The following is a 22,862-nucleotide window of genomic DNA, read 5'->3' on the forward strand; positions in this document are numbered from 1 at the left end:
GATCACTCCAAATGCCCCCAGCTGGTTCAAGCCGGGGCAAGGTTGCACATGGGTCAATTCTCAGTGACAATTTTGGCCGCTGCCGGGTCAATTCTCAGTGGCAATCAACAGTCATGGACGCTTATCCTTTCGTCTTGAAGGTGCGGGCGATGACCTCGCCCCAGGGATTTGTGGTGGCCGCCCGTCCGGGCTGGGCATGCGCCGCGGTGATGTCAGGGGTTGCCTCGGCCTTTGCCGCCAGAAGACGGTTGCGGACATCGTCGAGGCCGGCGTCCTCCTCGAGGAAGCGCCCAGCCATCTGAGGCTGACCGGCGAGCCTGCAGAGGTCGATAACTGCGCGTGCATGAGCGATTGCCTGGGCGCGGATGGCCGCAGCGTCGGCCATTGCGGGCTCACTTGCAGCCATGGTTGGCGTTTCCGCAGCCGGGTGTTCGTAGTCAGGCAGGGTGTTGGCGTCTGCAACACCCTCGGTCTGCGGCTCCGTAGCCGCAGGCTCTTCTGCTTCACTTGCCGCTTCCACCACTTCCGGGGGAGCCTTGCGAAACCGGGCAACATCGAAAGACGCCGCGAGTTTCACCGGCTCGGCGATGCGGTCGATGAAGCCGAGATCCAGCGCGTCCTGGGCATCAAGCCAGGTCTCAGCCGCCATCAGGGCGGCGATTTCATCGTCGGCCTTGCCTGATTTCGCGGCATAGCCTTGGATCAGGCTGCCCTTCACCTTGTCGAGCGCCTCGGCCGTTGACCGCATATCCTCGGCCGTGCCCATGACCAGCCCCGAGGGGTCATGGATCATCAGGAAGGCGTTTTCAGGCATGACGATGGTGTCACCCGCCATGGCGATGTAGCTTGCCGCCGAGGCCGCGATGCCATCAATCCAGACGGTGATGTCGCCCGCGTGGCGCTTCAGCGCGTTGTAAATGGCGACCGCGTCAAAGACCGATCCGCCGGGGCTGTTGAGGCGGAGATCGATCGCGGCATCATCGGGCAGCGCACCGAGTTCGGCCAGAAAGCCCTTTGCCGTGACGCCGTAGGCGCCGATTTCGTCATAGATCAGCACTTCCGTGCCCGAGGTGCGGGCACGGATCGTGTACCAGGATTTCATGGGATCACTCCTGTTGTAGGTCGGGGCCCGCGCTACTGTCGGACGGTCCGTCACTCGAATTTGGGTCGGGCTCTTGGACGGGCGTTGCCCTTGCCCCCTGCGTTTCGCCGGGGCTGGCGCGATAGGTCAGGCCCAGATCGGCCGCGCGTTGTGCGTCGGATGCGTTTTCGCGATCGACCTCTTCGATGTCGTAGCCGGTGGCCTCGACGACTTTGCGCCGGGACGTCAGACCCGCTTCCATTGCCAGGACCTGCGCCTGGATGTCTTTGAGCGGATCGACCCAATCCCACCGTGGCGGGATCCATTGCACCGGCCGCGCGATGACAGGATCAGCATTGAGCGCGCCCGAGAGCACGGCCGTTTCCACCCATCGCCGCCAAATGGGTCGGCACAGTTGGTGCGCCATGACCCCGTGCTGCAACTGGCCAATGCGGCGGCGGAACTCGACCAGTTCGGCCCGAAGGCTCGAATAGTTCGCCTGCCGAACGTCGCCGGTGACGAGGTGATACGGCAGCCCCAGCGAGGCCGAGACCGCAAGCAGCGTACGGTACTGGAAGGCCTCATAACCCCCACCGACATCGGCCGGGCTCGAGAACTTCACATCCTCGCCTGGCAGCAGCACCTGCATCGTTCCGGGCTCAAGGCTCGAAATGGCGGCCCCGTCGAGATCAGCTGCCCCTTCACCCATCATCGGGTCTTCGGGGGCCGTTTTGGTGATGAAGCCCGCGAACATCGCCGCGGTCTTTTTGCGGTCGAGTTCAGCGTCGTCATATTGATCGAGCAGGAAGAGCCGCACCATGGCAGGTGCCACATGCGGGAGGCCCCGGATCTGACCCGCATCGATGGGACGGTAGATGTGCAGCACTTCCTCAGCCGGCACGCGGACGGTGTCAGGAACGGCCAACCGTTGATCCGTACTGTCCCCCGGATGGCGGCGGCGGAAGTGATAGGCCACCCGCCGCCCGATCAGGTCAAACTCGATACCGCAGCGAATGCGGTTGCCGTTTGGATCCGTTTCCGTTTTCTCAAAGGGCAGCATCTCGGATTGCAGAAGCTGCAATTGTAGGGGAACCAGTAGCCCGTCTTCCGCCCGTCTCGGCCGAAGGCGAACGAAGCACTCGCCCGCCACAAACATCTCGCGTGCGACCATGGCCTGCAGGCCGTAGAAGTCGGTCAGACCATCGGCGTCCGCCTCGTCTGTCCATGCGAGCCAGAGTTTCTGGACCTGGTCTCGTAGAGCCGCATTCGTAATGAGTGAGGACGGCTTGATACCGTCCCCAACAAGGTTAGCCGCAAAGGCCTCGCAGGCATTGGCGGCATAGCCGTTGGTCACCACCAGTTCGCGCGATCGCGCCAGCAGTTTGGGTCCGCCAGAAGCGACCAGGGCGTTGATGTTCTCGAGCGGTGGGTTCCAGCCTCGCAAGCGGCGCTTGGCCATCGCGCCTTCAAGCCGGGCGCGCATGGCTTCAGGGCCGCCAGGCTTGGGGCGGCGAAACAGGTCGAACATCCCCATCTCTTTCAGAGCCCCTTGGCCGTTGTCACGCGCACCTGCCGCACAATTCGCCGCCCCTCAGCCGCTGCGATGTCGCGATCTAGCGCTTCGATAGCCCGGTCGATCTCGGCAAGGCTGCGATAGTCCACCGTCTTGCCATCGTAGCTGACCCGTGCCACGCCCGAGGCGCGCTGTGCCGCAAGGGCTTCACGCCGGGCGCGAAGGTCCGTGATTGATGCCATGATGCCCGCCCTCTATCGTGACGCTGCGTCTGCAGCCGGAGGCTTTCGTGTCAGAACCAACCGTCTCGCCAGCGACCGTTGCGATTCCATCCGAGTGCTGCGTTGATGGCGATGGCGGGGCCGGTTTCGTCTATGTGCTCGGCAGCGCCACCGCGCGTGGTTATCGAACCTATGTGGGCTGGACCCTCAATCTTGAGCGGCGCCTCGACCAACACAATTCTGGCAAAGGCGCAAAGTCGACGCGCGGGCACTTGTGGTGCCTGATCTATGCCGAGCGATTGCCAGACCGCATCGAGGCGATGCGCCGGGAATGGCATCTCAAGCATGATCGCCCCTTGCGCCGGCGCTTGGCCCTGTCGGCGCAAGGCATTGGTCCTGATCACTCCATGTAACTCGACCGCACGCTCCTGCGCCGGGGCGCAGGTTTGAACCTTGATGCGACAGTACGAGCTGCGGATGTGACGGCCGTGACCACCGCAAGTTGCCGTTCCAATTCCTCCCACCGAGCGTCCGACCAGCGGTCGGCACCGAGGATCCATGCGGCGGCCCGAGCATAGACCCTGCAGTCCAGGGCCTCGTTGCGTTCGCGGAGCTTTTGCCATTCGAGCTTGGCAAAGCCGCGCTTGTTCTTGACCGTGACCAACTGCTCGGCCGTCAGTTGCTTCAGCCATTCGGCATCGACCCAGCCCGGCAGATGAAGAAAGCCGGGAGGAAACCGCTCCCCATCCGCCGGGCTGGTGACCTCCGGCGGATCAAGCCGCAGGAAGCGATAGGTCTCGGCCTTGAATGTCGATGTTGCCACGGTCCAAAGCCGTGCACCGCGGCGCAGACGTTTGCCCGCGATCGTCGCATCGACAAACGTCGGCCCCGTCACAGGGCTTGCCCTATTGAAGCCCTCAAGACCTTTGATCGGCGCGACCTGGCCAAAACCCACCTGTCTTGCCCAAGCGTAAACGGCCGCCGTTTCATAGCCCGTATCGATCGCCAGCCGCGCGATGGTCATCGGCGTACCGCTGGCGTGAGCCCAAGCCCGGCCAAGAAGGTCCGAGAGCTTCTGCCAGCACGCCGGATCGCCCGGGCCGCCCTCGATGACGATGTGATCGATGAGCCAGCTTTGCAGGCCCTTACCCCATGCCCAAACATCAACCTCGATCCGGTCTTTCTGGACGTCGACCCCGGCAGTCAGGAACAACCCGCCCGCCGGCACCGTGCCTGCACGCCAATCTTCCTTTAGACCCTGCAGGCGCTGCCAGTCCGGCGCCTCGCCACTTTCCATCCAGGTCTCGCCGAGGGAGGTGTTGATGAAGGTCTTCATCGTCTCGTCCCCACCGGCGCGCGCCGATAGAAACGCCTTGGCCATGGCCTCAAGCCGCACCCAGGGCGAATAGATCTCGTTCAGATGGAAGCCTGCCGTCCCATTGAAGGGTGCCTCCGCGATCCAGCGGCCCTTGGAGATCGCGGCCCAGCGGGTCTCATCCTTCCACGCGACGTCGCAGTCGGCGCAGTGGTAGCGCGCGGTTTCGGGGCGATGGCTGCCGTTCTCGTCCTTGTCCCATTTCACCTGTCCCCAGGTCAGCAACTGTTCTGCGCCACACGCCGGGCACGGCACCCAATACCGACGCTGGTCGCTCTCCTCGAATGCCGCCTCGATCCTGCTGGCGCCCTTGTTCGTCGGCGTCGAGACCAGCACGATCTTGCGGTTCCAGAACGTCACCGTCCGCTTCTTCGCGAGGTTGACCGGGTCGCCCTCAGCCCCTGCGCTGAACGGATAGCGATCGACCTCATCGCACAAGAGCAGCCGGATCGGGCGGCTCGCCAGCCCCGAAGGCGCATTGGCCCCCACTATAGTCAGATGCCCGCCCGGAAACCGCTTGTGCAGGATCTTGTTGTTGCCGTCCCGCGAACGCGGATCAGCGATCTTGCCCTGAAGGCAAGGCGTATCGCGTGCCATCGGCGAGAAGCGGTCCTTCGACCAGGTTTCCGCATCCCGCTCGGTGGGCATCACCACCATGATCGGCGCCGGGTCGTGATCAATATGGTAGCCGACCATATTGAGGATCGACTCACTTTTCCCGATTTGGCTGCTCGACATGATCACGACGGTTTCGGCCGCCGGATCCGAGATCGCATCCATGATCCCGCGCTGGTATTCGGCGCGGCTCGTGCGCCACTGGCCCGGCTCGGCGCTGGCTTCAGAACTCAGCCGCCGGTTCTGGTCTGCCCAATCGCTGATCGTCAGGTCCGGCGGCGGCTTCAGAACCGCTAGGGCCTTCACCACCGTCCGCTTCAGGATCGGCGAGCCCGTCAATCTCAGGGTCAGTTTCGATTTCAATGTCTGGCTCTGCGAGATCATCGAGCACCTCGCGGATGGCCGAACGGATCAGGTTCCGGGTGTCTCCGACGGTTGATTGTTCAAAAGCTTGCGGCACCAGCCGGTCAGGAAGGCCCAGAAGCCGGGTGCGCAGAAGGGCCAGCACCGCGATCCAGGCCTCCTCGACTTGGTCCGCAGGGATCAGAGCGGCGCGCTTTTCTTCGGCCTCCATTTCGGCGAGATCGGCGCGCGCGCGGATGAAGCGTGCCCGTTCCGCCGCATAATCCGGCGCACCGGCCTGGGCCCTCGCCGCTTGGTCGCGCAGATAGCGCACGTAACCGCGCACCGAGCCCACCAGATCGTAATGCCCACGCTCGGCCTTCGGGATCACCCCCTCGCGGCTGAGTTGTTGCACGCGTCGTTCCGAAAGATCGAGGAGACGCGCAATCACACCGATGGGTTGGCTTGCGGACGCCATCTGATGATCGAAGATCCCCGATTAAAGCCATGTTATTGCTTCGATTATACTGGATAGATCACCCCGACAGAGCGAACCTGACCTTAACGCGACGCAACCCGCGACGCGCAAAAGGAGGCTTAGGATGCCAACTGCCTTTTCTGTCGGACCGTCCGTTCTCCACCGGGTGCGCGAAGAATATCTCGCGCAGTTCGGGGTGCCTTGCGAGGCGACGGTTCGCGACATCGCGGTATTTTGGAAAGCCGCCTTGGAACGCGCAGCCGTCGCTTCGCCCAAGGGGCTGGCCGGTCCCCTCGCGGCAGAGGTTTACGCCGACACGGTGCAGATGGTGTTCGAAAACCGCGGATATCGTGACCGCACGTCCTGAACAACTCACCCCGTATGAACGCCCAAAACCTCTAAAGAAAGAAGGCCCACGAATGCTCGAACCCACGCACGATAATGCCCGCTGCAATCGGGACGCCGCTTTGTGCGCCTTTCTGACCCGCAAGGTCGAGTTCGACAGCATGCTCGCCCGCCTTCAATCCCTGAGCGCCGAGCATTTCGACATCACGCCCGACGAGGTGCACTGGGGCCATGTCGGCACGCTGACGCATTACGCCGATGGACTGAAGTGCATCATCAACGCGGCCTTCCGCGAAGGCGAGCACAAGGAGTGAAACCGATGGAAACCACCAGCATTCGGCTCACCATCCGGAACCTGCCCGACCATTTTGACCGCACCCGCATTTCCGCTATTCTCGACGAGATCGAACTGGCCCTGCTGGAGGAGCGCGACATTCACTGCAGCACCTCAGCCGACAGTTTCACAATCACGATTGTGGTGCCAACTCTCCAACTGGTGGATGTGGCGACCTGCTTGAAAGGCATTGGCCTGATCTAAACTCGCGCACCCGCAACCCGGATGGCCTCGAAGAGCCGACGCAGCAAGAATGATCTTGCCAGGCTTACGATTGTGAAAACCCCGCCCATGGCAAGGTTTTGACCCAAGGTCGTCTGCAGTCCGAACACAGGAAAGATCAGGATCTGCGTCACGACGGCGACGCCATAGCCGACGATCACGTTGGCGAAGGACTCGGCTAGCGACATGAGGCGGGACTGCTTCATGCGGCCTCAAGTTCCGCCTTCAGCGCCTCGAAGGTGGTGTCGCTGCCCTCAAGCACGGCCTGTTTGCCGGTGAACTTCTGCCAACGTGCAACTGCTACATCGACGTAAGCCGGATTCAGTTCGATGCCGTAGCAGACCCGTCCAGTCGTCTCGGCCGCGATCAGCGTCGTCCCTGATCCCATGAATGGTTCGTAGACGGCCTGCCCGGGGCTCGAGTTGTTCAGGATCGGCCGGCGCATGCACTCGACCGGCTTCTGAGTGCCATGCACGGTTTTCTCGTCCTGATCCTTGTTGGCAATTTGCCAGAGCGTCGTCTGCTTGCGGTCCCCGGCCCAGTGGCCCTTGCCGGACTTGCGAACAGCATACCAAGCGGGCTCATGTTGCCAGTGGTAATCACCCCGGCTCAGGACAAGCCGATCCTTGGCCCAGATGATTTGGGACCGGATCGTGAAGCCCGCCGCCTCGAGGCTTTCGGCAACCGTGGCGGCATGCAGCGCCCCGTGCCAGACATACGCGACATCGCCGGGGAAGAGCGCCCAGGCCTCGCGCCAATCGGCACGATCATCATTCAGCACCTTGCCGGTGCGCTTGGTCTTGGCCGCACCTGCCTGATTGCGCCAGTTGGGATCGTATTCCACGCCATAGGGCGGATCGGTCACCATCAGCAGCGGTTTGACCGTGCCAAGGAGCCTCTCAACATCCGTAGCGACAGTGCTGTCGCCGCAGAGCAGCCGGTGGTTGCCGAGGATCCAGAGATCGCCGGGACGGCTGATCGGATCCTCGGGGGTTTCAGGGATATCGTCCTCGCCTTCCTGCGGACCGTTGCCTTCCTCGAGGCTCGACATCAGCGCGTTCAGCTCATCCTCGGTGAAGCCAGTCAGCCCGAGGTCAAAATCCGCCTCGAGCAGGTCGGCCAGTTCAAGGTTCAAAAGGTCCTTGTCCCACTCGGCGTTCTCGCTGGAGCGGTTATCCATGATCCGGAAAGCACGCGCTTGGCTGACCGTCAGCCCTTTCGCAACATGCACAGGCGCGGTCTTGAAGCCGAGCTTGCGGGCCGCTTCCAATCGCGTGTGCCCGGCCAGCACAACCATCGCCTCGTCGACGACGATGGGCTGCCGCCAGCCGAATTCCTGGATCGATGCCGCGACCGTCGCAATCGCCTGCTCGTTGCGCCGCGGGTTGCGCGCATAGGGAATGATCTGCTCAAGCGGCAGGTCGACCACGTCCATGGTGATGTCCTTGAGGATGCACTCGAACCGAAATGGGGTCGGATCCCCGTTTCGGTTCAGGCGGGTTGTGTCAGGCCGTCAGGTCTTTGTTTTCTTGGGGTTCGCTTCAAAGCGAAGCGAAACGGGTATTTTTGGGGGTGTCACTGGGAAAGCCTCGGGCCTCGCCCCCCCGAATACAGTCACGAACAGGAGGGACCCGTAAAAAACCTAGATGTCATCTGCACTTAGAAAGATCGAGCCAACTTTGTTTACAAAGATGCGCGCCCTGCTTTCCAAGCGTTAAACACTCCAAAGCCCGAAATGACTGTTACGAGAAGCAAAGGAAAAGTAAGTTCATAAATCAGCGGAAAAACGACGTAAAACACACCCAGAGCAATGTGAATTAGGAAAAGGGCTATCGACCATTTGCGTGCTTTTGCGGAAAGTTTCTGGACAGACCTAGCGCACCACAGGATGAGGCTGCCCCACAACACAATCGCGATCGGATTTTGCAGCTCTCCGACGACGATGCTGATGTATATGAGCCAAGCCAAGGCAACTACATAAAAACCGAGCACAGCGTAAAGACTGTAGGCGGTGCGCTTATAGTAAACCTGAGCTTGCGGGCTGACCATTTTTTCTTTTTCCGTCCATCTAGGCTGCAGGAGTTGTGCCAATCTTCTTGCAGTTTATGCCAGAGCAGTAGGTTGGATGCCAGCCTGCAAAGAACAGATCAACTGTATCGTCTATGCGATGGTCCAGACGCAGATGGCCGTCGTCACGTACAAAAACGGGGAGAGACGTCTTCTCGACGCACTCTCCCCATCATGCCTTTCAGATAGCATGGATTTGTTGCAAACGTCGAAAGGAAAAGTGTTGCAACACTTTATGCAACTGCAGCATTTAGCCGGGCTGCTATCTTGGTCAGCGCAAGCTTGTGCTGCCGCCAAGCCGTGCTGCGATCGACGCCCAATTCGTAGGTGATATCTTTCCAGGAGCGACGGGCTGCCCGCCACCAGATCAGACGACGTTCGTCCTCGCCGATCCACAGTACCCAGTCGAAGGTCTGCTCGAGGCGTGTAATGGCACTGGTCGAAGGCCAGACCCGCATAGGCTCAGGTTCCATCGCAAGGATCTCCTTTTCCGACCGCACGATCTGCGGCCAAGCGTTGAAGTATCCCTGCACCTTTACCGGCGGCAGCTTGCGTAGGGTGCGGAATGCTTCCTCGAAGTGATCCGCAACATCCTCGGCGGTCCAGATGCGATCAGCCATGGCGCATCTCCCCACCGACTGTGCGTTTTCCATAAAGCTTTGCGCCAAGCTGTTCGACCAACGCACGCTCCGGCCAGGTCAGTCGTTGGTCGTTGACGCTAACCGCCAGTAAGCCCTGTTCGTGCCAACCTTCGCGCTTCACCTGTTCCGGATCCCGGCGCTGGCCGCCGTAGCCTTTTGGGTAGAGCCTCATGCTGCACCTACCTGGTTCTCCAGAGCCCAGTGCAGGATGGCGATCGCGTCAGCCTCGTTGTCGTCCGCCGGACTGTAACCCCGCGCGCGGGCCGCGGCGATCATTGCCTGCTTGGGTGCATTGCCGTGGCCTGTGGCATGGCGCTTGATCGTGCCGACCGGCACGCCTTCGTAAGGAATGCCACGCAATTCACCCCACGCGGTCAGTGAGGCCATCAGGCCCCCATAAACGTGGGCTGCGTCTGTTCCGGCATGACGGCGGACCTCTTCAAACCAAATGGCTGAAATCGGACCGGACAGCCGGTCGAGTTCCGTCAGCCAGCTGGTGAAGCGCAGATAGCGCATCCCGCCGCCATCGTAGCGACCGGGCTTGAAGCTGGCCGTGCCTGTGGTGATCAGGCCGTCGTGACCGGAGAGCGCCCATCCAGTGGTGGTGCCCAGATCAAGGGCCAGAGTTGTTCGGGCCGGCTGAAAGGGTGCCGGAGTTTTCAGGGTTGCGTCGGGATCGACCTTAGCGAGAGTCGGGTTAGCCATGTGTGGCCTCCTCTTCTGGTTGGCTGCTCGGGTGGAAGGCGACGGCGGTTGATGCTTGGCGGTACCGGCCGCCGTCGTCGGATCAGATTGCAATCTGCACGACGTGGTGGACCCCGCGATTGGGCCTGACGTACGGGAGGAGAGGCCAACCCCAGGGGGTGGCCTCCCCATACGTAGTATAGGGGTTCAGCACCCAACTGTTCCGTGCCGGCCAACTTACTGAAATCATTTAATAAAATGACTTCATGAAGTCTTCGGCTATGACATAGGCGCCGAAGACATATCACACGGTAACCCATTGTTTTTGTTGAGTTCACACATGCCGATATCATATGAGTTAGGCCTCACTCATATGACATGGGTCGTCTTCGGCCCCCTCTGGGTAGACCCAGACGGTAGGGTTTTCGACCTGCAGAGAAAGCCCAGACTGAGGGCATTTGAAGTGACTTGGCAGGACCGGACGGGTCTCGGTAGTGACCTCCCCAGTGACCGGATCGACATGATCGACGGGCGTGCCGAACTGCATGCCTTCGACACAGAGATAGCCAAATCGCGACCGCGTCATGGGGTAACCAAACTCGGACGGATCGCGCAGGAATTTCACGAAACCTTTGGTCGCCAGCACGCTGAGGCGCTCGCGGATCGTGTGCTTGCTGCCTAGACCGCTCTGGTTCTCGAAGCTCTCAGCGAACTGCGTTCCAGTGTAGAGGCGTTCGCTGGCGGCCTCATCCAACAATATGCCAAGGATGACGTCGTGCTTGCGCAGGCGTTCGGCATCGAAGCGTGCGCCCACTTCCTTCCGCACCAGGCGTTCGTTCATCGGGTTCAATTCGACCCATTCACCATTTACCTTGTCGATGAGCTTGCCTGGTAGCGCGGGGCCGTTCCTAAGTTCGATTTCTAGCCGACGTGCGCTGCTCTCCTCCTCCGGCCGATGCATAAGAAGCCCTGAGGTGTAGAAACCCCGAAGCGCACTTGCGCCCGAGAGCGCAAGGAAAGGGTCTTCCTTCACCTGTGTCTTCGACGCTTTCCGGGTGTGGTGGGCGAGAATGATGCCGGCGTCCGGATTGACCGCCTCGCGCAGGGGCTCCACCCTGTCCCTCAGGAAGAACATCATGGCGGTGTTGTCGTTCTCACCGCCCCCCTCAGGGCCGCCATCGAAGATATTGCGGATCGGGTCGATGACGATGACGTCAGGCGGCGCCTCTGGAAAGGCGGCCCGGATAGCATCGGCCACACGGACGACGCCCTCTGCATCAAGCAGGATTTTCAGCTTTGGCGTGGCGATGAAGGTATCGCGCGCGGCGGTAATGACGGCGGCCGGCAAAGCTATCTGATGTATGCGTTCGCGCAGATAGTGATACTGGATCTCGGCCTGCAGATAGAACACGCGCAGCGGTTGCGGCGGCGTGAAGCCGAGGAACGGCACGCCAGCCGCCATGTGCACGAGCCAGGAAATCAGGAAATCACTCTTGCCCACCTTGGGCGCGCCGCCCAGCACAAGAAGACCGCCAGGCGTCAGAACACGTGGCCCAATGATGTCCTCGGGCATCGGGCTGGTATCATCCAGCAGTGCGCCGAGACTGAAGGCCGGCAATGGCCCGGCAGGTGTATCCGCACGGGGCAGTCGCAGGAGCGGTGGGCCGTTTCTTTTGACATGTAGCGCCCAGAGACGCTCGGACTCGGCCTGCAGTCGGTCCAGCGGCCAGGACGGGCGCAGCATGGCAGCGTTGTAGCCGCAGATGGCTTCCCAGCCTTCCAAAGGACCCAAGCGGCCTTCATGGACCAGACGAACATAATGACCGATAGCAGCGCTGGCGCCTTGAAAGCGTGACCAGTCGTCAGCAGCACCCTCGCGTACAGGCCTCGTCAACACGGCCTCTAGTGCGGGTTTGGATGGCGCAGAAATGGTGTCGCTCGCAAAGCCCACACCGGGCAGTGGCGGCATTTCGGCGACCCGTTCGGCCAAATCCGAAAGCTCAATCTCGACGTCGCGATGTTCACGGATTTGCACGAGGCGCTGGTGCCCATGCTTATGATAGACTGTGCCCGGCACCCGGATCGGCTGGTGCGCCGAGCGAAAATGGGTATCGCCGCCAACCTTCACGGCGATTTCGCCCCGCAGGCGGCACAGGGTGGCGAGGTCCTCGCCCTCCGCCGGCTCTGTCAGTTTCCACCACACATGGAGTTTTGCCGCCCCTTCAGGCGTACGGCCACCACTTTCAATTACGACGGTGGGCGTTCCTAGGTGGCGGGTAATATGCTCGAGCTTGGCTGGAATGTCTCCAGCATCAAGGTCAACAATAATGGCCTGCATCTGCAGAACATCTGCGGCACGGGCCTGTCCCTGCTCGGCAACTGTGCCCGGGATAACATAGACAGCGGCGCCCTCGCGGTTTGCCCAGGCTGCGAAGGTTGCGAGTTTCTCGAGCGCGGTGTCGTCGGCGGAGATCCAGATGTTATGCGGTTTGCCATCTCGGCCTTGCCCTTTGTCGACAAACCCCCTCAGCGGGATGAGCCCCTCACACCAGCTGTAAACAGTGTCGAGAAACACAGCGATCTGGTGAGGGTCAGGGTCGCAGCCGAAAGGGTTTTCGGACGGTGGGCCGTCGTTGAAGTCCATCCACGGGTTGAAATGCAGGATGCTGTCGTCGCTCATACGGGCAACCCCCAGCAGCGCTCAGACCACGGACAGAAGCGGCATTCGAAGAAGTCGGACGTGGTCACGATGCGAGGCAGCAACTCGCCCGCATCAGTCGCCTGCAGGATCCGCACGCCCCTGTCGGACATGCGCTGCGCGAGGTCGGCATCGAAAGGCACCAGTTCGTGGTGCAGTTCTGCTGTGTCCTTGTTGATCGCCGTGAAGAGCGCAGGCGCGGTGCTGATGCCGGGCACGCTCGTTTCCATGTAAGCCTGATAGACCGCGATCTGGGCGGCGTAGACCGGTTTCGACTTGGTCACGCCGTCCTTGACGCAGGCCCGCCAGTTCTTCGCGTTCATGGTTTTGCATTCCCAGAGAGCGGGAACACCAAGCTCGAAGCCATCGGGGCCATCGGCAATGATGCCATCGACATGGCCTCGAATGCGTCCGCCCGCGACCGAGAAGCCGAACTGACCACCATCAGGGCGATTGCCCTTGCGGGTAAAGAGATCAAACCCTGCCTGCCTCAGCCAGGCGACAGCGAGGTCTTCAAGGACATGTCCGATGGCAAAGATGCGCAGCGACTGGCCACTGAAGTCCTTGCCATCGTCCTTGTGTGTTGCCGTGAGTTCGAATTGCAGTGCGCGTTCGCAGGCATGACCGAGGCGGGACCCTCCAAGATAATCGCGGGGCGTCCGCGTGGCCTGATCGGCCGTTAGCGCGCTGTCCACAACTTCATTGACACGGTCGGCAAAGCTGGGCTTGTGGTTGAAGTCCAAGGTCAAAATGGCACCTCCAGCTGGTTCGCCTTTGCGATGTCGGACATGGCTTCCCGGAAGCCTTCGACGGCTTCCTCGATCAGGGAGCGCACCTGGGCCTCAGAGAGATTGGCCAGCGATGTGCCCCAGCCGATCTCGTCCATCAGCAGCGCCATGCGCTTCATGGTGGCTGTGATCGCGGCGCGTTCTTCTTCGGTGAGATCAACCATGGCGAAACGCTCCCTGGCCAATCGCGTCCAGAAGGACTGACATGGCATTGAGCAGAACCAGACCGATGGCCGGGGCCGTCTCGAACGGACCGGGTCGAACCAGCCAAAACCACGGGTGGGTTGCCGGCAGACAGCACAGAGCGTCCCACGCGGGTGCCAGAGCCTGCGCCGTTCCTCGGTGCTGATGGGGGCAGAGAACGCCATGGATCATGCCGCCCTCCGGGCCGGGGCTGCCGCGCTACTGATCAGCTGATTGATGCCCTGCTTGTTGAAGCCAAATGTCATGAGCGCCGAGGCGCGATAGCGCGTCAGGCCGAAGTCATGTCGGCATTCGGGTGGCAGGTATTTCAGTTGCTTTTCAGTCGGGGGCTGCCCCAGCCAGCCGCGCGTCTTGAAAGCGCTCTCATCGGTTTCGTGGGTGTTCAGCCAGTCATCAGCCTGGGCAAGGCATACAGTGCGCTCGCCGATGCCAAGAAGATGCGGACGCACGCCCTTGGCCCCACCGATCGCGTACCAGACGCCATTCTTCCAGAAAATGCCCCCCCAGCCATTGAAGCCTGCAGCCATTAGCGCGTCGTCGTTTCCGAAGAGATCAACCCAGGCGAAGCTCGAGCGCTCCAGTAGGTCAATTTCAGTCATCATGAAGCCCGACAAAGGCGCTGCAGCGCTGCTTTCGCCGCCCCCCTCCTCCTCACGTGGGAAGGCCTCGCCGCAGAGCGGGCATTCCGTACAAGCGAGAGGAATCGCCGCCTCACAACAGGGACAGGTCTTGGTGGGCGCGTCGCCACCCTCTGTCCTGCCATCGAGATCGACGTCCTGTTCCAGTGTGCCGTGGATCAGGCTTGAGGTACCGAAATCCAGCACAACGCAGTCTGTCTTGAAGACGCCAGGGTGTTCCTCCGGGTCAACCGTGCGCAGTCCCCGGCCGACCATCTGGATCATCGTGGACTTGTAGGAACTGGGGCGCAGCAGCACGACGCAGGAGGTGGGCGGGTGATCCCAACCTTCGGTCAGCACGGCCACATTCACGATAACGCGGATGCTGCCCTCGGCGTAGTCGGCAAGGATCGCCTTGCGGGTCTCAGCCGCGAGGTCGCCGTGAATCAGCGCGGCGGAAACACCCGCCGCCCGGAATGCATCGGTAACGTGCTCGGCATGGGCGACGGTGGAGCAGAACACCACAGTCTGCCGGTCGCCCGCCTTCTCCTTCCAGTGACGGATCACTTCGTCGGTCACAGGGGCGCGGTCCATAATCCCCGCCACCTCAGCCATGTCAAAATCCGACATCGACTTGCGGACTGACCGCAGCTCGTCTTGCACGCCGACGTCGATGACGAAGGTGCGCGGCAGCACGAGGTGGCCAGAGGCGATGAGCTCGCCCAGCCGCACCTGGTCGGCGACGTTGTCGAAGACCTCACGCAGTCCCTTCCTGTCGCCCCGGTTCGGTGTCGCCGTGACCCCGAAGATGCGGGCATCGGGATTGGCCTCGCGGACCCGGTCAATTATGCGGCGATAGCTGTCGGCAACGGCATGATGGGCTTCGTCGATGACCAACAGATCAAGGCGCGGCATGTCGGCGAGGTTCGAGGCGCGTGCCAGGGTGGGAACCATCGCGAAGGCGACCTGTCCGCCCCAAGATTTCTCGCTCGCATCAATTACCGATGTGGCGACACCCGGCACTACGCGCTGGAACTTGGCGCGGTTCTGCGCAGTCAGCTCGTCACGATGCGCGAGCACGCAAGCCTTGGCACCGTCGCCGATCATCTCACCGGTAACTGCCGAGAGCATGACCGTTTTGCCCGCGCCGGTGGGCGCGACACCAAGTGTGTTGCCGCGGGCGGCGAGCGCAGCCAAGCTGCGATCGACGAATGTCTTTTGGCGGGGACGCAAACGCATGGCCACCCCCCCTTACTTCGCCCAGCTCGGCCGACCGGAATGACCGGGCGCGGAAGCGGGCTGGATGGTTTGGGGGGCACTGGCGAACTGCTGGGGCGCATAGCCCTGCGACAAGGCCACAGGCGTTTGAGGGTTTACCGCACCCATCACCGCGGCATAGTCCCGATGATCCGGCGTCACGGCGGCGCGGATCTCGTTCTTGTCGTCGCCGTTTGTGTCCTGGCCGATGTCAATGCGGGCGACAAACTCAAGTCCATCAAGATCACCAAAGCCGTTGATCCGGCGGCGGAGCTGAGCTTCGGGAGAGTTGTCCTTGTCAGACACGCCGCGTGCAGAGTTCAGAATGCCCCGAACCAAGCCACGCCCCATATTGCCCCACTCCGGTCCCTTCGGGCTGTAGAGCCCGATCAGCGACCAAATCTTGCGACGGGCATAAAGGCCCTCAAGAACTGTGTATTCGGCATCGAGATAGACGGCGCCGGTCGTGGCGCGACGCGCCCATCCTCCAGTCCACCCCTGAGAGGCATCATCAAAGCCGCCGGGACGCAGGGTCAGGCGAACCTTGGCAATCGTGCCTTTCGGGATGACGTTGGTGTTCGATTGCGCCGAGTTGAAGTCGTTCCATGGTCCGGTCATTGCGCGGCTCCGTGTGTGTTGATGGGGGACGCTCAGGGGCGTCGAATGGGAAAAGCCAACCCGGAGCCCCGATCGGGACACCGGGTGCCGCTGCAGGCTTTTCAGCCGCGGTCAGGCTCGTTCGAGGGATCGGCCGGGGTCACCACAGGCCATGCGAGCCGCGCAGAAGCCGGCCCGGACGGGCGCTGGATCTTTTCCATAAGGCGGCCAAGATGCGGGGGTTCGACCAACTCAAGACGGCCTGAGCGGTCCTTGGCCGGAAACCCCCACATGTTCAGCGTCTGACAGACAAATGCCCGCTGCGGCTTGCCCTCTGCATCGGGGATGTCAGCCATAGTGACGACCTGATCGACGATGCCTGGCAGTTCGAGGCCGGTCTTGCTGCCGTCGATCTGCGGCTGGAAAACCTTGCGATTGAAGTCATCAAGCTTCTCGTCAAGGATTCCTACAAACCAGACATTTTTGCCGCGCGCGTGCTGCAGATGCGTGAGCCAGGCGATCATTTCGCGGCCATGGAGCCCATAGGCACCGCGAATGTCGGCCTTGCCCGTTTTGTCCGAGAAAGCTTCCGGTTGCCCGCGACACCATTGAAAGCAGAGCCGGCCGGCCACGGTGATCGAGTCAATAAAGACGGTCTGATACTTTTCGATTACCGCGGAGTCGCCGTACCGGCTGCACACTTCCGCGAAATGCGCCTCGCTATAAGGCTGGTCGTCGCGAAGTGCGGGGTTTGGTCCACCGATGAACACCGCGAAATCGCGGCACTCCTTCCATGTGCGCGGCCTTAGCGTATCGATCTCCAAGCCTTCAACGGAAAGATCGCCAGCCTCCAGGTCCAGAAAAAGCGTGGTCTGGGCATGCAGGGTCCACAAAAGTGACGTTTTGCCGATACCAGACCGGCCGAAGATGACGCCCTTGATACCCTTGCGTTGCGCGAGTCGTTCATCGGCGCTGATGATCGGGAGGCTCATTTGCGCACTCCACTCATCAGCACTTCGTTTGTGCCCAGGTCCGTCCCCGCATATGCGGCTTCGCTGACGTAAATCGCCAGAAGCGGCGTACCGTCGGCATGGGTTCCCGCATCCTCGATCTGATAGTTGCGGTTGGGCTCGCAGACCTCTGTCAATTCCCAGCGGCGGTACAGCCCCGGGAGGCGGCGGTAGTTCTCAAGCGATAGATCGGCAGTCATGTTCATGCATGTCCACTTTCGGTTGGAGGGACGGCGCTCCAGGCGCTCAAGTGGGAAAAGCCGACGGCGGAGCCAGATCGGGACATGCGCTCAGGGGATGTCTGCGAGGGCGTCGCGCAGTTTGCGAAGCGCACGTTGGTAGCGTTTGCGAGCAGCGGCCTCAGTCAGGCCCAGCTCAACACCAGCTTCGACTTGCGAATAGCCCTCGATGGCAACGCGGATCACCAGAAGCGCATCCGCGCCGAGCAGTTTATGCAGATGGCCAGGGAGAGCCGCGTCCTCGGGCAGCGATTGCAGTCCGAGTTCGTGGGCGGAGACTTCATCAGGCGCGATGTCGCCGCCAAGTTTAGCCCGCCCAGCTTCGCGGTTGCGTGCCCGGATCATATCCCGTTCGACGTTCCGCAAAACCGTGGCGGCAACCCAGTTGACGCGGCCCAGATCCAGGCTGCGCAAAACGTCAACGGTTCGCGCCAAGACGTCGGAGGCGATTTCATCGAGGGCGCCCAGCTTGCGCCAGATCGACCGCCGCCTGATTGCATCAAGCCCGGGCCAGAGCGCCAACAACAGGAACGTCAGCGCCGTATCGGCGGAAGGATCATCAGCTTGCGCCGCTTCAATCAATGCGACGAGGATACGGTTTTTCGCATCGCCGTCACACGTTTTGCGGTGCAACGCGTCAAGCAATGATGCTGGATCGCGGTAGGGTTTCAGCGAGGCCTGCGAACGCCGGATGGCATCGAAGCCACGCTGAAAACTGAACGTAGTAGAAGAAACCGTGAGCTGATCACGGATCTCGTGCCATGCGAGACACATTGGACGCCTGCCTTACGGCCAGGCGTCCAGCGCCTTCTCGTGGCCAGGTCAGGACGTCATGCGTCTCTAGGTTTAGAGGGAATGTTCGGAGCTGCTGAGCGTCGGTAAGCGCGCGCCTAGCCGCTGTTGCGCAGGTTCAGCCGAGTGCAACCGGGACACCTTGCCGTCACCGGAAAGCTCGCAAAAAGCTCAAAGGGCTTACGAAGGATGTGCATTTGTCCACCCTTGGCCTTTCCAAGAAGTTTGCCGCAGTGATCGCACCGCCAATCGGCGTTGCTGGAAACTTCGGTAGTGTGATGGCTATGGCGTTGGCCGCAGCCACTGCCCTTTCTGACTGTGTCGTCGAACATCATGATGTGCGCTCCTTTGGGCGTCTGTGGGCATGAGAGGATTGTTCGGAGCAGCGCTATTCGCGGCTCCGTGTCTTACTTCTCAAGTGGCTCAAGGCCTTTGAGGATTAGGGAGTAGTTTCCGCTTTCACGCGGGCAGTCCGGCGCTTGCCACCGCCGGGCATGGCAGCAGCCTTGCGCTTTTTCTTTCGCTCCTCGCGTTCGGCGATGAAATCCGGCGCGATTTCAGCAAGGCGTTTCACGAGACCTGAGAGATCGTAGCGATTATTCTCCCGCCCCCCACTGTCGCCATAGTAGGCAACGCGGGTAAGAAGGCCACTTTGTTCCATCTCACTGATGTATCTCTGGATCTGCCGCTCGCTGATCCCAAGGCGGTCCGAGAGCTCAGCTTTGCTCGGATAGGGCGCACGGCTCGCATCCCACCAGTGTTCTATGATTTGGAGAAGGACCGCGAGTTGTGAGGGGTTTAGACCCAACCGCCGCTGCGCCCGCAACAAGAGCGAGGGGACCGGACAGTAACCGATCTTGGTGACTTTCAGTCCCCAACGGGCGGCGATAGACTTGGCACCCTTTCCGGGCTCGGCGTTAAGATCGCCACCACTATTTTCTTGATTCTGCTCGGCCATTTGTGATCTCCTTTCGACAGAACATGATGCGGCATTGGCCTGCGTGCAAGATGCCCCGCTATGGCCACTCATGACGCTAGGGTCATGTCATAGCTGACTATAGGGACTAGTCACTGGTGGCTCCTGAAGTAGCATGAATTTAGCTACATGAACCGTAAGTGAAATAAACAGTAGAATTGCCTATGGTCGGATATGACCAGTGGTGTTTAGCTGCAAAATTGTTTTTTTCGACTAGGGCCACCGGAACCTGGCGTCTTATCCAGGGAGCCGCCCGCGTTCGATGTCCCGTTTAGCAAGCACACTTGGCTTTCTCCCTTCGAATGCTGCTCGCTTCGAGCGGCTGGGAGGCACAAACCGGAATGCGCAGACCCAATCCCCTGCACCCCGACCACATGACGGCGCATGAACGCCGCACCGAACTCTATGACCTGCTGGCCACGGCAGTGGTGCGCCTCAAGGAGCGCGAACGCGGCCATCTCTCCCGAAATACTGGAGACTGTTCCCTACACTTCCGCCCCGAACAGAGCGGTACTGCGGGTCCAACTCGGAGGAGATCCGCATGACGACACACGAACCCATCCTGGCGCGACTGGCAGCCCTAAAAAACATGACCGTCAACGAGCTGAAGGCTGAATGGCAGGCACTGTTTGATGCGCCCGCCCCGAACAACAGCCGCACGTTCCTAGAAAGCCGTTTGGCTTATCGAATCCAGGAACTGACCTATGGCGGCCCGGACAAGCAAACGCGACGGCTTCTGGACTTACTTGCCGACGAGGTCGAGGGCACACTGACGCGTAAGGCACAGATTGCCGATCCCCGTAACCCCGTGGTGGGCACCAAGCTCATCCGCGAATGGGATGGCATCGCCCACACCGTGACCGTGCTGAAAGAGGGCTTTGAATGGGGTGGCCAGCGCTACAAGTCGCTGTCCGCCGTGGCACGCGCCATCACCGGCACCCGCTGGAACGGCTATCGCTTCTTTGGGCTGCGAGAGCGGAAACGGGGTGAGGCATGAAGGAACATGTGACAAAGCCCGCCCGCCGCCTGCGCTGCGCCATTTACACCCGCAAGTCGAGCGAGGAAGGACTCGAGCAGGAGTTCAACAGCCTGCATGCCCAACGGGAAGCCTGCGAGGCTTACATCGCCAGCCAGAAGTCAGAGGGATGGGCGCTGGTTCGCGATCAATATGACGATGGCGGCATCTCAGGTGGCACATTGGAGCGCCCTGGGCTGAAGCAGCTTCTGGCCGACATCGAGGACGGCCTCGTGGACGTGGTTGTCGTCTACAAAATCGACCGTCTGTCGCGCTCTCTGATGGACTTTTCTAAGCTGGTGGAGGTCTTTGACCGCAACGGGGTTACCTTCGTCTCGGTCACGCAAAGCTTCAATACCACAACATCCATGGGCCGATTGACCCTGAATATTCTGCTAAGTTTTGCACAATTCGAACGTGAGGTCACTGCCGAGCGCATTCGCGACAAGGTGAAGGCCTCGCGCATGAAGGGCATGTGGATGGGGGGCTATGTGCCTCTCGGCTATGATGTCGTCGACCGCAAGCTGGTCGTTAACGAAGAGGAAGCCGCCAAGGTCCGCATGGTGTTTGAGCGTTTTGTTGAGGTAGGCTCTGCCACCGTTCTGGCCCGCGAACTGCGCAACGATGGGTTCCGCAGCAAACAAGGCGCGCTGATCGATAAGGGCTACCTCTATCGACTGCTGAACAACCGGGTCTATCGCGGAGAAGCCGTTCACAAAGGCAAGGCATACGCCGGAGAACATAAGGCCATCATCGACACTCGCCTTTGGGAGCAGGTGCATGACATCATGGGTGAAAGCCCCCGAAAGCGGGCAAACAACACTCGGACGCAAACGTCCGCATTGTTGAAGGGACTTCTCTTCACTGCAACGGGTGCGGCCATGACGCCGTCCAGCACCAAGAAGGGTACCCGAAGATATCGTTACTATGTGTCGATGGATCTTCTGAAGAACCGGGAGACGCCCGAGGATGGCATTCCTCGCCGCCTCCCTGCAGATACTGCCGAGGCGGCGGTGGTTGCCGAAATCCGCAGGGTGCTGCGCACACCAGAAACCGCAGCCAACGTCATCTCTGCCTTGGGCCGGGATGACATTCCGGAGGCTGATGTAATCGCGGCCCTCAGGGACTTTCCAGAGCTGTGGACACAGCTTTTCCCAGCTGAACAGGCGCGTATCATTCAGTTGCTTGTACGGCGCGTCACAGTGACCGCAGAAGGGCTCGTCATCGACCTGCGTACTGACGGCATCGCGGGCGTCATGCGCGAAATGATGACCCCACGACAGCTTGAGGCGGCAGAGTAATGAGCGCGTTCGACACCATTCAGGTCTTCGTGCCGCTCAAGATCCGCAGGAAAAACGGGCGGCCGAAGATCATGCCGCCAGCGGATTACCTGCCCAGCCACGATCAAGCGCAAGACCCGCATATTCTGCGCGCCATCGGCCGCGCTTGGGCATGGCGGCGGCGCATGGAGGCTGGCGAGTTCGGCACTGTCCGCGACCTGGCAAACGCCGTGAACCTTGCGGAGCGCCATATCAGTCGGCAGCTTCGCCTTGCATATCTTGCGCCAGAGGTGCTGAAACGGCTGATCTTCAAGCGGGAGCTCATGTCAGCGACCGTGATGCAACTGGTGGATTGCACATCGTTGCCGTGGCACGAACAGGCAGCGATTGTGTTCGGCGAAGCTTCCGACGCGTCAAGACATGACCAAGGCTAGATTTCCTTTGGCTTATCGGCCACGTTCGGCCCATGAGCACAAACCTGACCTTTCAACAGCTTGAGACCTACATCCGTGACCAGATGCGGATGTCGCATGTGTACCAGCCGGTCATGCTTCAGGTTCTGCTGGAAAAGGGCGGCACCGCATCGACCGAGGATATTGCAAAGGCTCTGCTGAGCTACGATCGCTCGCAGGTCGAGTATTATGAAATCCGCACCAAGAACATGGTCGGCAAAGTCCTCACGCAAAATGGCTTGATCCAGCCGATCAAGGATGGGCGGCGGATTGTCGGATACAGGTTGGCCAGCAACGAACTGTCCAACCACGAGGTCACCGCGCTCGTCGACCTATGCCAGCAACGCCTGTCCGGGTACGTTGACCAACGTGGAGATGGAATTTGGGGGCACCGCGGGCTTTCGGATGGCTATGTCCCCGGTTCAGTACGCTATGAGGTGCTGAAGCGTGCCAAGCACCGCTGTGAGCTATGTGGGGCCCACGAAGAACAGGCAGCCCTGCATGTCGACCATATCGTGCCGCGCGCCAAAGGCGGCAGCGACGATTTGAGCAATTTTCAAACGCTCTGCGTCACATGCAACACGAACAAGCGTGACAGGGACGACACCGATTTCCGTGACGTTCTGACCTCCTACGGCGTCAGAGACGAAGCCTGCCTGTTTTGCAGGATCGATCCCGACAGGGTCGTCGCCGAAAACGAGCTCTGCTACGCGATCCGCGATGGATTTCCGGTTACCCCATTGCATACGTTGGTCATCCCAAAGCGGCACGTGGCCGATTACTTTGACCTCTACCAGCCCGAATTGAACGCGATGCAATCAATGCTCGGGGCACAACGCGAACAAATCCTCGCGGCAGATCCCACTGTCACAGGCTTCAATGTCGGCATCAACGCAGGCGCTGAGGCCGGCCAGACCATCTTCCATGTCCATGTCCACCTCATCCCGCGCAGGAAGGGCGACGTCGCTGACCCCCGAGGTGGCGTTCGTGGGGTGATTCCAGACAGGCAAAAGTATTAG

General features: G+C 61.0%; 29 protein-coding genes. 8 read left to right on the forward strand and 21 right to left on the reverse strand.

Going from position 1 to position 22,862, the window contains the following annotated elements; genetic code table 11:
- Positions 1-121 precede the first annotated feature (121 nt).
- From EGN72_RS03985 to EGN72_RS03995, 3 genes are read right to left on the reverse strand one after another with little or no spacing between them, the layout of a single operon-like run.
- Positions 122-1,102: a head maturation protease, ClpP-related gene (locus tag EGN72_RS03985; RefSeq protein WP_127045360.1), complete on the reverse strand. Its 981-nt coding sequence runs from the start codon at positions 1,100-1,102 to the stop codon at positions 122-124.
- A gap of 4 nt (positions 1,103-1,106) precedes the next feature.
- Positions 1,107-2,609 carry a phage portal protein gene (locus EGN72_RS03990; protein WP_127045361.1) on the reverse strand — a complete coding sequence of 501 codons (1,503 nt, stop codon included), beginning with the start codon at positions 2,607-2,609 and terminating at the stop codon, positions 1,107-1,109.
- 11 nt (positions 2,610-2,620) lie between these two features.
- Positions 2,621-2,836: a phage head-tail joining protein gene (locus EGN72_RS03995; RefSeq protein WP_127045362.1), complete on the reverse strand. Its 216-nt coding sequence runs from the start codon at positions 2,834-2,836 to the stop codon at positions 2,621-2,623.
- A gap of 17 nt (positions 2,837-2,853) precedes the next feature.
- Here EGN72_RS03995 and EGN72_RS04000 point away from each other — a divergent pair, with 17 nt between their 5' ends.
- Positions 2,854-3,228, forward strand: a complete 375-nt coding sequence (locus EGN72_RS04000) for a GIY-YIG nuclease family protein (protein WP_233587022.1) — start codon at positions 2,854-2,856, stop codon at positions 3,226-3,228.
- Here the strand turns inward: EGN72_RS04000 and EGN72_RS04005 are convergent.
- Together EGN72_RS04005 and EGN72_RS04010 are read right to left on the reverse strand one after the other, a co-directional pair.
- Complete coding sequence (locus EGN72_RS04005; RefSeq protein ID WP_233587023.1) at positions 3,216-5,144, reverse strand: phage terminase large subunit family protein; 1,929 nt, start codon at positions 5,142-5,144, stop codon at positions 3,216-3,218. The two genes, EGN72_RS04000 and EGN72_RS04005, sit on opposite strands and share 13 nt — an antisense overlap.
- Entirely contained in the window at positions 5,029-5,625 is a 597-nt protein-coding gene (locus EGN72_RS04010) for a terminase small subunit, Nu1 (RefSeq protein WP_127045363.1), read from the reverse strand. Before EGN72_RS04010 ends, EGN72_RS04005 begins: the two co-directional genes overlap by 116 nt.
- Positions 5,626-5,749: 124 nt before the next feature.
- Here EGN72_RS04010 and EGN72_RS04015 point away from each other — a divergent pair, with 124 nt between their 5' ends.
- Genes EGN72_RS04015 through EGN72_RS04025 form a run of 3 tightly spaced genes read left to right on the forward strand, consistent with a single transcriptional unit; the run spans position 5,750 to position 6,508 of the window.
- Positions 5,750-5,992, forward strand: coding sequence for a hypothetical protein (locus EGN72_RS04015; RefSeq protein WP_127045364.1), 243 nt, complete (start codon positions 5,750-5,752; stop codon positions 5,990-5,992).
- Positions 5,993-6,044: 52 nt separating this feature from the next.
- Entirely contained in the window at positions 6,045-6,284 is a 240-nt protein-coding gene (locus tag EGN72_RS04020) for a hypothetical protein (protein ID WP_127045365.1), read from the forward strand.
- Positions 6,285-6,289: 5 nt separating this feature from the next.
- Positions 6,290-6,508 (forward strand): hypothetical protein, encoded by a 219-nt coding sequence (locus EGN72_RS04025; RefSeq protein WP_127045366.1) that lies wholly within the window; start codon positions 6,290-6,292, stop codon positions 6,506-6,508.
- Here EGN72_RS04025 and EGN72_RS04030 read toward each other — a convergent pair.
- From EGN72_RS04030 to EGN72_RS04105, 16 genes are all read right to left on the reverse strand, one after another.
- A complete protein-coding gene (locus tag EGN72_RS04030) occupies positions 6,505-6,732 on the reverse strand; it encodes a hypothetical protein (protein ID WP_127045367.1) in 228 nt (75 codons plus the stop codon). The two genes, EGN72_RS04025 and EGN72_RS04030, sit on opposite strands and share 4 nt — an antisense overlap.
- The gene (locus EGN72_RS04035; RefSeq protein ID WP_127045368.1) at positions 6,729-7,961 is read right to left on the reverse strand and encodes a DNA modification methylase; all 1,233 of its coding nucleotides are present in this window, start codon (positions 7,959-7,961) and stop codon (positions 6,729-6,731) included. Before EGN72_RS04035 ends, EGN72_RS04030 begins: the two co-directional genes overlap by 4 nt.
- Before the next feature lie 248 nt (positions 7,962-8,209).
- The gene (locus EGN72_RS04040; protein WP_127045369.1) at positions 8,210-8,617 is read right to left on the reverse strand and encodes a hypothetical protein; all 408 of its coding nucleotides are present in this window, start codon (positions 8,615-8,617) and stop codon (positions 8,210-8,212) included.
- Positions 8,618-8,826: 209 nt separating this feature from the next.
- Positions 8,827-9,213, reverse strand: coding sequence for a DUF6362 family protein (locus EGN72_RS04045; RefSeq protein WP_127045370.1), 387 nt, complete (start codon positions 9,211-9,213; stop codon positions 8,827-8,829).
- A complete protein-coding gene (locus EGN72_RS04050; protein ID WP_127045371.1) occupies positions 9,206-9,406 on the reverse strand; it encodes a hypothetical protein in 201 nt (66 codons plus the stop codon). The genes EGN72_RS04045 and EGN72_RS04050 overlap by 8 nt, the downstream gene beginning before the upstream one ends.
- The gene (locus tag EGN72_RS04055; protein ID WP_233587024.1) at positions 9,403-9,939 is read right to left on the reverse strand and encodes a hypothetical protein; all 537 of its coding nucleotides are present in this window, start codon (positions 9,937-9,939) and stop codon (positions 9,403-9,405) included. The genes EGN72_RS04050 and EGN72_RS04055 overlap by 4 nt, the downstream gene beginning before the upstream one ends.
- Before the next feature lie 337 nt (positions 9,940-10,276).
- Complete coding sequence (locus tag EGN72_RS04060) at positions 10,277-12,598, reverse strand: AAA family ATPase (RefSeq protein ID WP_127045372.1); 2,322 nt, start codon at positions 12,596-12,598, stop codon at positions 10,277-10,279.
- Positions 12,595-13,365, reverse strand: a complete 771-nt coding sequence (locus EGN72_RS04065; protein WP_127045373.1) for a hypothetical protein — start codon at positions 13,363-13,365, stop codon at positions 12,595-12,597. Before EGN72_RS04065 ends, EGN72_RS04060 begins: the two co-directional genes overlap by 4 nt.
- A complete protein-coding gene (locus tag EGN72_RS04070; RefSeq protein WP_127045374.1) occupies positions 13,362-13,568 on the reverse strand; it encodes a DUF6511 domain-containing protein in 207 nt (68 codons plus the stop codon). The genes EGN72_RS04065 and EGN72_RS04070 overlap by 4 nt, the downstream gene beginning before the upstream one ends.
- A gap of 207 nt (positions 13,569-13,775) precedes the next feature.
- A complete protein-coding gene (locus EGN72_RS04075; RefSeq protein WP_127045375.1) occupies positions 13,776-15,464 on the reverse strand; it encodes a DEAD/DEAH box helicase in 1,689 nt (562 codons plus the stop codon).
- 12 nt (positions 15,465-15,476) lie between these two features.
- A complete protein-coding gene (locus EGN72_RS04080) occupies positions 15,477-16,100 on the reverse strand; it encodes a hypothetical protein (protein ID WP_127045376.1) in 624 nt (207 codons plus the stop codon).
- Positions 16,101-16,201: 101 nt separating this feature from the next.
- A complete protein-coding gene (locus tag EGN72_RS04085; RefSeq protein WP_127045377.1) occupies positions 16,202-17,071 on the reverse strand; it encodes an ATP-binding protein in 870 nt (289 codons plus the stop codon).
- Entirely contained in the window at positions 17,068-17,295 is a 228-nt protein-coding gene (locus EGN72_RS04090) for a hypothetical protein (RefSeq protein WP_127045378.1), read from the reverse strand. The genes EGN72_RS04085 and EGN72_RS04090 overlap by 4 nt, the downstream gene beginning before the upstream one ends.
- Before the next feature lie 84 nt (positions 17,296-17,379).
- Complete coding sequence (locus EGN72_RS04095) at positions 17,380-18,102, reverse strand: RNA polymerase sigma factor (RefSeq protein ID WP_127045379.1); 723 nt, start codon at positions 18,100-18,102, stop codon at positions 17,380-17,382.
- A 116-nt stretch (positions 18,103-18,218) separates the two neighbouring features.
- Complete coding sequence (locus EGN72_RS04100; protein ID WP_127045380.1) at positions 18,219-18,455, reverse strand: hypothetical protein; 237 nt, start codon at positions 18,453-18,455, stop codon at positions 18,219-18,221.
- Between the two features lie 104 nt (positions 18,456-18,559).
- Positions 18,560-19,078: a helix-turn-helix domain-containing protein gene (locus EGN72_RS04105; protein ID WP_127045381.1), complete on the reverse strand. Its 519-nt coding sequence runs from the start codon at positions 19,076-19,078 to the stop codon at positions 18,560-18,562.
- A 559-nt stretch (positions 19,079-19,637) separates the two neighbouring features.
- Here EGN72_RS04105 and EGN72_RS04115 point away from each other — a divergent pair.
- From EGN72_RS04115 to EGN72_RS04130, 4 genes are read left to right on the forward strand one after another with little or no spacing between them, the layout of a single operon-like run.
- Positions 19,638-20,093 carry a DUF2924 domain-containing protein gene (locus EGN72_RS04115; RefSeq protein ID WP_127045382.1) on the forward strand — a complete coding sequence of 152 codons (456 nt, stop codon included), beginning with the start codon at positions 19,638-19,640 and terminating at the stop codon, positions 20,091-20,093.
- Positions 20,090-21,412 (forward strand): recombinase family protein, encoded by a 1,323-nt coding sequence (locus EGN72_RS04120; protein ID WP_127045383.1) that lies wholly within the window; start codon positions 20,090-20,092, stop codon positions 21,410-21,412. Before EGN72_RS04115 ends, EGN72_RS04120 begins: the two co-directional genes overlap by 4 nt.
- Positions 21,412-21,825: a hypothetical protein gene (locus EGN72_RS04125; protein ID WP_127045384.1), complete on the forward strand. Its 414-nt coding sequence runs from the start codon at positions 21,412-21,414 to the stop codon at positions 21,823-21,825. Before EGN72_RS04120 ends, EGN72_RS04125 begins: the two co-directional genes overlap by 1 nt.
- Positions 21,826-21,857: 32 nt before the next feature.
- Positions 21,858-22,862, forward strand: coding sequence for an HIT family protein (locus EGN72_RS04130; protein WP_199743693.1), 1,005 nt, complete (start codon positions 21,858-21,860; stop codon positions 22,860-22,862).

Origin of the sequence: Pseudorhodobacter sp. E13 (genome assembly GCF_003991405.1) — a bacterium.
GTDB lineage: Bacteria > Pseudomonadota > Alphaproteobacteria > Rhodobacterales > Rhodobacteraceae > Pseudorhodobacter.